Genomic DNA, 11,671 nt, shown 5'->3' with positions numbered 1-11,671 from the left:
TTCTTATATGCTTGTAAGTACATAATTTTTGCAGTCATGACACAAGAAAAGCTCCCTCACAGGAAGGAGCTTTGTCTACAGTCTGAGGCATAGAACCATTACGGGTTCTATGCTTTTGCGTTTTCCGGAAGCAGCATCCGGTCGTCGATATAGTAATCACAGGAAATCTTCCGGCTGTTGTGTCCATAGAATTCGATGATTTCCGGAAGATTGTCATTAACTGCATCAAATTCAAGATTATGTTCTCAGCACCATTCGACAGCTTTTGACAGGGCTTCCCCCGCACGGCAAGTCCAGAGAATGAGTTTATTGCCATTACGTTTCCATTCCTGGAGATATTCAATGAGTGCCAGGTTTGGCTGACCAAGCTCCGGCCATTTGCTGTAGCAGAGAGTGCCATCAAAATCAACAGCAATCGTTTTGAAAGGAACTGTTTCATTTTCCATTAGAGTCATCTCCTTTATTTGACATCTGCCCGGTACTCTTGTATTCAAACAGTTCATCTACTGGGCAGTTTAAGAAATTTGCCAAGCGCATGGCATAGAGGAGACTTGGAATGGTATGTCCGTTTTCTATGTTGATAAGAGTACGCACATTCATATCAGCCCCATTAGCAACTTGACGCTGGGTAAAACCAAGATCAGTTCTTGTTTCTCGTAATTTACAGATAACAGTTTCTGCACTCATAATTGCAATCCCCCTTTACAAAATGGTAGTAAATGCCGGGCAGAGAGGTGAACCGGTCACTATGTAAATGCTACGATCAGCGAAGTAATGGAGAAGTATTTGCTCAGTCCTGAGGATCTTTTGCTGCTGCCGGAATTTGTATATATGGATATGGCAACCGGGGAATACAGTTTTATTTATTATCCGGAGAGGATGGGGTAGGAGAACACGTCTTTTCGTGATCTTAATGAGTTTTTTATGCAGCATATGGACTCCGAAAATATACTGCTTGTCGAGGCTGTATACCAGATGACGGATCTGCTGAACCGGCAGCAGTTTGTGCTGGATGAGCTCATTACCTGATTTCAGGAAAATTATGATGAAGGACACCCGGAATTCCGGGATCCGGGACACAGCGATGCAGGATGTCCGATTTCCGAAATCGGAGGAGAAAAAGTCACTTTGGAGAAGGCTTGTGGAATGGGCCTTCCCGAAATTTAAAAGTAATAAGAAAGAATATACTGTTGATTCATCCCGATATGTCCGGTATCAAGACGTCACAGAACCGGAAAAGATTCCGCAACCGGATGATTCCGGGCACACCGTATTTATTCCGTGGATAGAGAATAGTGATAATAAATTATACGGAATTGGGAAGAGCAACAAATATCATATCCCGTTGCAAAAACTGCCAATCACAGTTGGAAAAATGGCAGGAGCAGTGGATCTTGTATTAAATGATCAGAGTGTAAGCCGCCTTCATGCAAGAATATCAAGGGATGGAAACCGGTTCTTTATTACGGATCTCAACTCGACGAACGGAACCTTCCGGAACGGGATGCGGTTAGAACCAAATGCGTCGGAAATCATCGAACCCGGAGATGAAATCGGTATCGGAAAGCTGAAATTTATTTACAGGTAGAAGCGAACGCTTAAGGAAATGCTGAATAAAGCAGCTACCGAAACACTATTTCCGGATATTTCGATTAATCTTCTCAAACTCCCTTCCTCCCAGGGTATTGTGGGTGAGAAGTCTTTTGTTGCTTCCCGCTGATGCATTTTTCCGGTATTGTCCAGGGGTACAGCCGTTATGCTGACGGAACTGTCTGCAGAAATGCTCTACATTATTATAACCACATTGCTCGGAAATGTCGCGGATGGAGTATTCGCTGTACTCTAATAAATCCTGTGCACGGCGCAGACGTCCTTCGATGACATTGTCCATGCAGGAGGAGCCAAATTGGCGGTGATAGAGAGTCTGAAGATGACTGGGACTTAAGTGAAGCTTCGCAGCCATCATGTTTATATTCCATGGAAGCTGAGGATTATTGTAGATCATCTTATGCAATGCAACCAGCTCATGATCGTGAATACCCGGGGACTCATTCTGGGTTCCTTCTCTTAATTTGGAGAACAGAACCCGCAGCAGGTGAGTAATGTTTGCTTCGCTTTCAGAGGAGAAAAAGGCGGACTCCCAGGTTAGTAATTTAAAAAGCTGATGACAGTATTCCGGATCTGTTACGGGAAATGGGGTGTTTGTTAACGGAAACAGCTTCACGAAGGAGTGATCGGAACGAAAACGAATCCAGTCATTCCGGTATTCTTCACCGGCAGCACGGTAATAAATCCTGCTTCCTGGTGTATACAGAATAGCAGAATTGGCGGCTGTCCGCATTAGTCTTCCGTCTATGAGCAGCTCCGAGGGAGAGTCGAAAAGAAGCAGAAGATAGCCTGTAAAGCCATTTGGAACATCATATATAAAATCTGAGGGGTGAACGGCACTGTAGCCGACAAATTCAATTTCAGTCATCTGGAATCTCCGCTCTGATACATCAGAGGATATATCAATTTTCTTATAGTATAAATCATTGGAAACTTTAGATCAATGCGATAGTATCAGATTAATATGGCAATCGTCATCAGAGAGCTGCGGATCGTGCAGCGGTCAGACATCTGATGCGTGACTGCATAGGAACATGATTTAGAAGAAGGAGATACATGCATGGTAAATTTGGGTGGAGCAACAGAGAATGACAGAAAAAAGATCGTGATTACAAAGGATTCAAAGGTCTTTTTTCACAATAATGTAGATTATTGTGTGGGAACCGGAAGAATGGGGCTTGCATTGACAGAAGAATATCAGGAGGAGCTGCGCTTGGTTCAAAAGGAAATCGGATTTAAGCATATCCGGGGACATGGATTATTCTGTGATGATATGGCGATCTTTCAGACCTATGAGGAGGATGGTAAGGTAAGGGTCGAGTACAACTATACTTATCTGGATAGAGTAATGGATGCCTATAAGAAGGTGGGGCTGAGACCTTTTCTTGAACTGGGTTTTATGCCTAAAAAGTTGGCAAGTGGAAGCCAGACTATCTTTTACTGGCAGGGAAATACCACTCCTCCAAAAGATTATGATATGTGGTGTAATATGGTGCATTCATTGCTGCGGCATCTGATGGGACGCTATGGAGAAGAGGAAGTTATTCAATGGCCCATTGAAGTATGGAACGAGCCCAATCTTTGCGGCTTCTGGGAAAATGCAGATATGCAGGAATATTTTAAGTTGTTCCATAGAACCTTTGATGCCATAAAGGAAGTGAATCCGGGATTCCGTGTAGGAGGCCCTGCTGTTTGTGGAGGAACGGATGAGAAATGGATTCAGGCATTTATGGAATATTGCCATGAGAATCACATACCTGTGGATTTCGTAACCAGACATCATTACACCATTGATCCGCCGGAATGTATTGGACATTATGCATATTCTGAACTGATGAAGGCAGAGGACGGCTTTGCCAATTTAAAAACAACCAGAGATATTATTGACAGTTTCCCGGAATATAAGGGTCTGCAGATTCATATCACGGAGTTCAACAGCTCCTATACTCCTCAGGGCGTCATTCATGATACAAACCTGAATGCGGCCTTTATAGCACAGCAGCTTTCCAGATTGGGAGATGTGAATGAATCCTATTCCTACTGGACATTTGGTGATGTGTTTGAAGAGCTGGGAGTTCCTTTTACACCATTCCACGGCGGCTTTGGACTGGTTGCCAATGGCTGTATTACCAAGCCGACCTTCTGGACATTTGCTTTTTACAAAAAGCTTGAGGAAAGTGAAGCCAATTGTGTATATAAGGATGACAATATTGTCGTTTTGAAACGTGCAAACGGTGATTATCTAGGTGTAGCCTGGAATATTGCCTGTAAAAGTACAGAACAGGGTAAAGAAAAAATGCTGTTGGAGTTTACATTTCCGGCTGAACAGGAGGAGTACTGCTTCCTGACTAAGACGGTAGATGAGGAAACATGTAATCCCTTGAAGGTATGGCATGATATGGGAGAACCTGCCAATCTGAGTGAGGAACAGACGAAGCTGATTCGGGAATCATCCAGACCTTTTGTAAAAACAGAGCGTAAAAAGCAGGAGGACGGAAATATCTGCGTAGAGCTTCCTGTAAACGAAAACGGTGTGGTTTATTTCGAACTGAATGCCGGAAAGGTGAATCCGGATCGAGGATATGACTATGATCGTGTGGTCAGCTTGAAGGTTTAAACTAGCACCCAGTAATTTGCTTTATGAAACAATGTACATGGATTAGGCTTGCAAAGGAGGATATCAAAGTGAAAAAACAAGCGTTTAACCCATATTTACCGTCCTGGGAGTATATTCCGGACGGAGAACCTTATGTTTTTGGCGATCGCGTATATGTTTACGGATCCCATGATTACTTTAACGGATATGTTTTCTGCATGGGAGACTATGTGTGCTGGTCAGCTCCGGTCGATGACCTGGGCAACTGGAGATATGAGGGTGTGATTTATCCGAAGACAGCCGATCCGCTGAACCCGGAAGGCAAAATGTGTCTGTATGCCCCGGATGTTACGGTGGGACCGGACGGAAGGTACTATCTTTATTACGTGTTGGACAAGGTTTCGGTAGTTTCAGTTGCTGTATGTGATACTCCGGCAGGAAAGTATGAATTTTATGGCTATGTTCATTATAAAGATGGCACACGTCTGGGCGAAAAGGAAGGTGATGAGCCCCAGTTTGACCCGGGGGTTCTGACGGAAGGAGATGTGACATATATTTATACCGGATTTTGCGGAAAAGGTGATAAATCCCGTACCGGAGCTATGGCTACGGTGTTGGGAGCAGATATGCTGACGATCAGGGAAGCTCCGGTGTTTGTGGCCCCCGGCTGTGAATATGGTGCCGGTACCGGATTTGAGGGACATGAGTTTTTTGAGGCACCTTCCATCCGTAAAGTAGGTGACACCTATTATTTTGTCTATTCATCCATATTAATGCACGAATTATGTTATGCCACCAGCAAGAATCCTACTAGGGACTTTGTCTATGGCGGAGTTATTGTCAGCAATTGTGATCTGCACATCGATACCTACAAGCCGGCAGATATGCCAACAGCTTACGGTGCCAATAATCACGGAAGTATTGTGCAGATCGGAGAGGACTGGTACATTTTTTATCACAGGCATACCAATAATACCTGGTACAGCAGACAGGGATGTGCTGAAAAGCTGCAGATTATGCCGGACGGCAGTATTCCACAGGTAAAAATTACCTCCTGCGGTTTAAATGGAGGTCCGCTTGAGGGTAAAGGCGAATACCCCGCTTATCTTGCATGTAATCTGTTTACCGATACCCCATCAGTTTATGTGGGCGAAGGGAATTTTCCACGAGTAATGCAGGACGGCAGGGATGGAGACGAAGAAGTTGGATATGTTGCCAATATTACAGATTCAACTACCATCGGCTTCAAATATTTTGACTGCCATGATATTCGTGAAATCAGTATTTGGATCCGGGGCTATGCAGATGGCACTTTTGAAGTAAAGACAGCATGGGATGGAGAGGTACTGGCGACATTAGAGGTTCAATATACCAATGTCTGGGAAAAGTATACCGCACCGGTTACGATTCCGGATGGAATACAGGCGCTTTACCTGACCTATCGCGGTAACGGAAATGCTGCATTAAGATCATTTGAGTTATCATAATCTATGTTATTGCATATACAGGCAGTTCAAAAAGAAATCGGAAAGAGAAAACGATACATTGATATAACCGAAAACTGGTTAAATCACCCCAATGATTATCTTGCCAGAATTCTGGCACAGGTAGTGATCAAAACTCTTGGAATGTAAAAAAGGAGCCTACAATGAGCAAGTTAAAGATTAAAACAAAGGAAAGACGATTTGAGACAGCCAGGGATTTATACGGAATCTTTTTTGAAGACATTAACCGTGCCGGAGACGGAGGACTTTATCCGGAAATGCTTCGAAACAGAAGCTTCGAAGATTCCGTTTTACCGGAGGGTTATATACAGCAGGAGGATGGCATCCATGTAAAAACCGTATCCGGATGGCTAGATGAGTTTTGCAATGGAGAAGGCTTATGCCGCTGGGTAAAGGGCAACAATATTCCGGAGACAGAAATACCGGCATGGTATACACACAATGCAAAGATGGAACTGGAACTGACGGATACCCTGAATGAACATCGGGACGCAGCTCTGCGTATGCAGTTTGAAAAGGACGGATCTCTGACTAATACCGGTTACTGCGGTATATCCGTAAAGGCTGGAGAAAGTTACTCTTTGTATTTATTTGCAAAAGCAAAGGAAGAAATAGGACTGGACGTAGCGATCGAATACCAGGGAAAAGTACTGACTGGAAACAGTCTGGTGGTTTCCGGTCAGGAGTATACAAGATATGACATGAAGCTGACAGCAGCTGAGGATTGTCACGAGGCACAGTTTACTATTTCCTGCAAAGAAGGCGGAGAGGTTCTGCTGGGATTTATTTCACTAATGCCTGACAATACCTACATGGGGCATGGACTCAGAACAGATCTTGTAGAAAAGCTTAAGGGAATGAGTCCAAAGTTTATGCGTTTTCCCGGAGGCTGTATTGTGGAAGGAACGACACCGTCCACAGCGATGAGATTTCGGGATACGGTAGGTCCGGCATGGGAAAGACCCAGTAAGCTGTTTGTATGGCATTACAGAAGTACATTAGGACTTGGCTTTCATGAATATCTGCAGCTTTGCGAGGATCTGGGGATGGAGCCCCTGTATGTATGTAACTGCGGAATGACCTGCCAGGGAAGAAAGAGTGTCCTTCTGGAAGGAGAGGCTCTTGATGAAATGGTACAGGATACACTGGATGCCATTGAATATGCTATCGGCTCTAAGGAAAGCAAATGGGGAAGGCTTCGTGCTTCTATGGGGCATCCGGAACCCTTTAAAATGACCTATCTGGAAATTGGTAATGAAAACTGGGGTCCGGATTATGAAAAGCGATACAACATGATTTATAAGAAGGTAAAGGAACTGTATCCCCAGATTAAAACCATAGCCAATGAGCATGTAGAGAAAAATGGTTGTCCTGCCGAGTGCGTGGATGAACATTTTTACAATACAACAGAGTTCTTTGCAGAACGTGTAAATTATTATGATGACTACGATCGTAAGGGACCAAAAATCTTTGTAGGAGAGGTGGCTGTAAACGAAGGCAACTATATGGGACAGTTGTATGCAGCTTTGGGAGAAGCGGCTTTCCTTATGGGTATTGAGAAAAATCAGGATATCGTAACATTGGCCTCTTATGCTCCATTATTTGAAAATGTAAATTACAGAGCGTGGTATCCTAATCTGATTCGTTTCAATAATCATCAGAGCCTTGGAATTCCTACTTATTATGTCTGGAAAATGTTCGGTCAAAATCGCGGAGAATATGTGGTGCGATCCGAAGATGAGGGAGGACGTGTTTATCGTCCGAGAACCGGAATGGCATCTTTAAAATCCAATAAGGAACTTCGCTTCAGAAATCCCATTTGGAATGGAGAAGAAGCAAAGATTACTCATGAATTAATGGGACATGTGCAGGATACAGAGGATGGCCGCCTGCTTCAGCTTCCGGATGAGGAGCAGAAAAAGGAATTTCACAGTATTCTGGAATGGGCTGATGAGACCAAGAGCTTTGTGGTATTTGGAGAAGAAGACCAGACTTATGGAAGATTTGAGACCGATATTTTTGTTGAGGAAAATGCATACTTCGAGTTGGGTATATTCAGTGCCAGGGTGGTTCGTTCCTATTATGAGGAGCAGCTCGTGATTACGGCCGGAGTGGAAAAAGAATGGGATGCAGCTCTGGTGCGTCCGTTCCTTTGGAAGGTTAATGGAGGACAATGTTCACTGGAAGAGTTTGGCTATATGCATGACAACAAGCTGACTGAGGACTTTGCTATTTCAGTAAAACCGGGAGAATATCACCGCTTTGGATATGAAACGGACGGAAAACAGATTCGCCTGTATGTTGATGGTGAGCTTCAGAAGGAAATTTCGATTCCCTACGGACCTGCTTTTGTTTCGATAGTAACTGACACCAAGGACGAAATCATTATTAAGGCGGTTAATTTTGCAGGAGATGTGGATCCGGTTTCCATTACACTGGACTGTCAGGTACAGGGCGACTATACTGTAACACTTCTTAGCGGTGAAAAGGGGGATGAAAACAGCTTTGAAGAGCCGGAGAAGGTGAAGAATATTACCGTGAATATGCATGGCGCTTCCTCAGAGTTCGTATACGAGGCACCGCCATATTCTGTCTGTGCTTTGCGATTGAAGAAGAGCGAACAAAATGATGCTATAATATGAGAAAAAGAGGGCTTAAAAATGTTCATATTCTTAGATATTGATGGTGTTTTAAATAAAGAATCAGACTGGTCGAAACCATTTTCTCTCAGCAGTGATTGTATTCGCCGTTTTTGTGAAAAATATAGAGAAGCTCGTATTATTTTGATTTCCTCTTGGAAGAATGGCTTTATCTCATCTCACAATGAGAAAAATACGCCACAAATAAAAGAATTAGAGGCACAACTGGACCGTTATGGCATTCGCATTGTAGGGAAAGTGTGTGATAATCGATATAGGGATTATGCTGTCAGGGATTATTTGAAAGAACATCCCTCTATAAAGGAATACGTCGTAGTAGATGACGATATTAAGGAATATTCATCGAAAGATATCTCCCATTTAAGATTGGTAGACAGTAAGGTAGGGTTTCGGTAAGGAAAGGAGAAAAAGATGAAAGTAGAAAATACAGAAAACAATAGAAAAATTCAACAGGTAGCAGCAACTATGGCGATTTAGGATATGTATATGAGTAAAGATTGTTTACAAGGACTTATCGATGTGGCTAATGAAAAAGTGGAAGACATGAGAAAGAAAAAGGAAACAGGAAATGGCGTGTGATGGTGCAGATCGTGAACTGGATCGTGCGGTAGATTTTTGTTTGACTTTTTAAAAAATTGCAAATATAATAGCTTTTGAACGAGTAGCAAACCAGCGTAAATCCAGTTTTGTTACTCGTTTTTTATTTTATATCTGCCTAAAAAGTGTGTAGCTTATCAGCGTAAGTCCAGCTTATGGGATAAGTGCATGCTTTTTTTATGCAGAAAAACAAGGAGGATTAGAAAATGGCAGAAAGTAACAGAATGAAGGAAATGCCGGTAAATAAGCTGATGGTGCAAATGGGGATACCAATGATCTTATCCATGGCATTGCAGGCAGTCTATAATATTGTGGACAGTGCCTTCGTCGGAAATATGAAAGTGGGAAGCGAGGCGGCACTGAATGCACTGACACTGGTATTCCCGGTGCAGATGCTGATGGTAGCGATTGGTGTTGGAACAGGTGTAGGAACCAATGCGCTTCTGGCAATGACGCTGGGACAGGGGAATATGAAAAAAGCGGCGAAAGTGGCAGGAAACAGCCTGTTTTTGGGAGCAGTTATATATGTTGTATGGTTACTGTTTGGAATTTTCGGCGTGAAGGCATATATTTCTTCCCAGACCGTAGATCCGCAGGTAATTTCTATGGGAACAAGTTATCTGAGGATCTGCTGTGTGATCTCGTTCGGAATCATCTTCTTTTCTTTGTTTGAAAAGCTGTTACAGGCAACCGGACGGTCTCTTTATTCCACAATAGGTCAGGTTGTGGGGGCCGTTGTAAATATCATTCTTGATCCCATTATGATCTATGGGCTGGGACCGGTTCCTGAGATGGGAGTAGAGGGTGCTGCCTACGCTACCGTGATAGGGCAGGTCGCATCGGCGCTGTTGCTCTTTATTTTCCATATAAGGTTAAATAAAGAGTTTGAGCATAGTATCAGCTATATGAAACCGAGTTTTACAATTGTAAAAGAAATCTATGCCATCGGACTTCCGGCAATTATTGCGCAGGCACTGATGTCCATTATGGTCTATGTCATGAATCTGATCCTGAAGTTCAGTCCCTCTGCACAGACGGCATACGGACTGTTCTATAAGGTACAGCAGTTTGTATTATTCCTTGCCTTTGGTCTGAGAGATGCCATTACACCGATCATTGCCTATGCCTACGGAATGGGAAGCAAAAAGAGGATCAGAGACGGAATCAAATACGGCATCCTGTATACTGTGGCATTGATGATTATAGGTACTTTGATCACGGAAATCTTTCCCGGAGCATTTGCAACGCTGTTTAATGCGGGACAATCCAGAGAATATTTTATCAGCGCCATGCGAATTATCTCCATCAGCTTCCTTTTTGCGGGAATCAATGTAGCATACCAGGGAATTTTCCAGGCAGTGGAAGGTGGTATCGAGTCCCTTGTGATCTCCCTGCTCAGACAGCTGGTGATCATATTACCGCTGGCAGGAATCTTTTCTGTCTTTGTCAGAAACGGTCAGATGGGTGTGTCTTTAATCTGGTGGGCATTTCCAATCACGGAGCTGATCGCCTGCCTGGTGGGATATGTATTTTTGAAAAGAATTCAAAATAGATTATAGCTAAGTATGTGTAAGTGTGTTAAAATAAGTTAGCAAACACTAACTATATGTGACAGCAGAAATAGGTAATTTATGAAAAAACAGTTTTTTGAAAATGAGAAGGACGGCTTCTACGGCACTTATTATGAGAATCCGGACGGTGCGGATTGCGCGGTAATAGGATTGTTTGGGGATGATCCGAATGATTATATGGCAAAATGCGGTGTAAAGTGGCTTCACAAAAACGGTGTGAATGTGCTGTGTATGTCTCCGGGGAAAAAGAATTACAGTCATGTGAATTATCCGCTGGAGAGAATAGAAATGGCCATAAAGTGGTTGAAAAGTAACGGTAACCGGAAGGTCGGCATTATGGGAATGAGTACCGCCGGCATGGATGCGGTGGCCGCAGCGTCTTATTTTGAGGATATTACCCTGACGATTGGATTGACGGCCAGCGATTTTGTATGGCAGGGATTCGAACAGGGAGACAGGGGCGGATGCAAGGAATGGCCCATTCCGGGGGCATCGACGCTGTCCTGGAAGGGAGAACCGCTTCCCTATATGCCGTTTGTGTATGAACATCCGGTATACTGGCAGAAGGTTCAGGAAGAGACCAAAGGATCCGGCGATTTTGAACGAAGCACCTGCCTCTTCATAGATTCGGAAAAAGCAAGACCGCATACGGAAGAAGAAATGATAAAAGTGGAGAGAATCCAGGGAAAACTGATTCTTGTCGCCGCGGAGGATGATTCCTTCTGGGAGGCTGGAAAATATGTCCGCCGCATGGAGAAGCGCTTGGCGGAACATCCTCACACCTGTGAGTGTGAGGCTCTTGTCTATGAACACGGCACGCACTTCGTTCTGCCGGAATCCCTGCTCCGGACAGCACTTCCGGTGGGATTAAAATTTGTCCTAAAATTTGTCTTCAAAGCAGCAAAAGATTATCCCAATGAGTGTGAAGCCACCAGAAAGGATATTGATAAAAAGCTTTCGGCAGCGATAAAAGAGTGGATCGCATAAGGAAATGTTTATTTTCGATTATAAAACAGTCAAAAAGGCAATCGTATTTTTTTACGATTGCTTCAGACTGTAGACAAAGCTCCTTCCTGTGAGGGAGCTTTTCTTGTGTCATGACTGCAAAAATTATGTACTTACAAGCATATAAGA

General features: G+C 43.5%; 11 protein-coding genes. 8 read left to right on the top strand and 3 right to left on the bottom strand.

Annotation, left to right across the window (positions count from 1 at the left end; translation table 11 throughout):
• Nucleotides 1-245 precede the first annotated feature (245 nt).
• A complete protein-coding gene (locus OCV96_RS19460; protein ID WP_317239309.1) occupies nucleotides 246-446 on the bottom strand; it encodes a hypothetical protein in 201 nt (66 codons plus the stop codon).
• Nucleotides 436-687: a helix-turn-helix transcriptional regulator gene (locus OCV96_RS19000; RefSeq protein WP_262595190.1), complete on the bottom strand. Its 252-nt coding sequence runs from the start codon at nucleotides 685-687 to the stop codon at nucleotides 436-438. The genes OCV96_RS19460 and OCV96_RS19000 overlap by 11 nt, the downstream gene beginning before the upstream one ends.
• An 87-nt stretch (nucleotides 688-774) precedes the next feature.
• On the opposite strand from OCV96_RS19000, the gene OCV96_RS19770 reads away from it, so the two are divergent.
• Complete coding sequence (locus OCV96_RS19770) at nucleotides 775-888, top strand: DUF6382 domain-containing protein (protein WP_425609815.1); 114 nt, start codon at nucleotides 775-777, stop codon at nucleotides 886-888.
• Nucleotides 889-1,042: 154 nt separating this feature from the next.
• A complete protein-coding gene (locus tag OCV96_RS18995) occupies nucleotides 1,043-1,588 on the top strand; it encodes an FHA domain-containing protein (RefSeq protein WP_262595189.1) in 546 nt (181 codons plus the stop codon).
• 45 nt (nucleotides 1,589-1,633) lie between these two features.
• Here the strand turns inward: OCV96_RS18995 and OCV96_RS18990 are convergent, their stop codons facing one another.
• Entirely contained in the window at nucleotides 1,634-2,476 is an 843-nt protein-coding gene (locus OCV96_RS18990; protein WP_178869975.1) for a helix-turn-helix transcriptional regulator, read from the bottom strand.
• A 192-nt stretch (nucleotides 2,477-2,668) separates the two neighbouring features.
• On the opposite strand from OCV96_RS18990, the gene OCV96_RS18985 reads away from it, so the two are divergent.
• From OCV96_RS18985 to OCV96_RS18960, 6 genes are all read left to right on the top strand, one after another.
• Nucleotides 2,669-4,225 (top strand): GH39 family glycosyl hydrolase, encoded by a 1,557-nt coding sequence (locus OCV96_RS18985; RefSeq protein WP_262595188.1) that lies wholly within the window; start codon nucleotides 2,669-2,671, stop codon nucleotides 4,223-4,225.
• Nucleotides 4,226-4,293: 68 nt separating this feature from the next.
• A complete protein-coding gene (locus OCV96_RS18980) occupies nucleotides 4,294-5,691 on the top strand; it encodes a family 43 glycosylhydrolase (RefSeq protein WP_262595187.1) in 1,398 nt (465 codons plus the stop codon).
• A gap of 161 nt (nucleotides 5,692-5,852) precedes the next feature.
• A complete protein-coding gene (locus OCV96_RS18975) occupies nucleotides 5,853-8,351 on the top strand; it encodes an alpha-L-arabinofuranosidase C-terminal domain-containing protein (RefSeq protein ID WP_262595186.1) in 2,499 nt (832 codons plus the stop codon).
• 18 nt (nucleotides 8,352-8,369) lie between these two features.
• Nucleotides 8,370-8,765: an HAD domain-containing protein gene (locus tag OCV96_RS18970; RefSeq protein ID WP_262595185.1), complete on the top strand. Its 396-nt coding sequence runs from the start codon at nucleotides 8,370-8,372 to the stop codon at nucleotides 8,763-8,765.
• Nucleotides 8,766-9,172: 407 nt separating this feature from the next.
• On the top strand, nucleotides 9,173-10,525 hold the full coding sequence (locus tag OCV96_RS18965; protein WP_262595184.1) for an MATE family efflux transporter: 1,353 nt from the start codon (nucleotides 9,173-9,175) through the stop codon (nucleotides 10,523-10,525).
• A 72-nt stretch (nucleotides 10,526-10,597) separates the two neighbouring features.
• The gene (locus OCV96_RS18960) at nucleotides 10,598-11,524 is read left to right on the top strand and encodes an acyl-CoA thioester hydrolase/BAAT C-terminal domain-containing protein (protein WP_262595183.1); all 927 of its coding nucleotides are present in this window, start codon (nucleotides 10,598-10,600) and stop codon (nucleotides 11,522-11,524) included.
• The last annotated feature ends 147 nt before the right edge of the window (nucleotides 11,525-11,671 follow it).

Origin of the sequence: Waltera acetigignens (assembly GCF_025567015.1) — a bacterium.
Classification (GTDB): domain Bacteria; phylum Bacillota; class Clostridia; order Lachnospirales; family Lachnospiraceae; genus Acetatifactor; species Acetatifactor acetigignens.
This window is presented reverse-complemented; position numbering and strand designations above follow the sequence as displayed.

Bases quoted from the DNA above. Each gene is read 5' to 3' on its own strand.
- OCV96_RS19770 (WP_425609815.1), top strand. From the start codon at position 775: ATGGAGAAGTATTTGCTCAGTCCTGAGGATCTTTTGCTGCTGCCGGAA.
- OCV96_RS18965 (WP_262595184.1), top strand. From the start codon at position 9,173: ATGGCAGAAAGTAACAGAATGAAGGAAATGCCGGTAAATAAGCTGATG.
- OCV96_RS18995 (WP_262595189.1), top strand. From the start codon at position 1,043: ATGATGAAGGACACCCGGAATTCCGGGATCCGGGACACAGCGATGCAG.
- OCV96_RS18985 (WP_262595188.1), top strand. From the start codon at position 2,669: ATGGTAAATTTGGGTGGAGCAACAGAGAATGACAGAAAAAAGATCGTG.
- OCV96_RS19460 (WP_317239309.1), bottom strand. From the start codon at position 446: ATGGAAAATGAAACAGTTCCTTTCAAAACGATTGCTGTTGATTTTGAT.
- OCV96_RS18990 (WP_178869975.1), bottom strand. From the start codon at position 2,476: ATGACTGAAATTGAATTTGTCGGCTACAGTGCCGTTCACCCCTCAGAT.
- OCV96_RS18970 (WP_262595185.1), top strand. From the start codon at position 8,370: ATGTTCATATTCTTAGATATTGATGGTGTTTTAAATAAAGAATCAGAC.
- OCV96_RS18960 (WP_262595183.1), top strand. From the start codon at position 10,598: ATGAAAAAACAGTTTTTTGAAAATGAGAAGGACGGCTTCTACGGCACT.
- OCV96_RS18975 (WP_262595186.1), top strand. From the start codon at position 5,853: ATGAGCAAGTTAAAGATTAAAACAAAGGAAAGACGATTTGAGACAGCC.
- OCV96_RS19000 (WP_262595190.1), bottom strand. From the start codon at position 687: ATGAGTGCAGAAACTGTTATCTGTAAATTACGAGAAACAAGAACTGAT.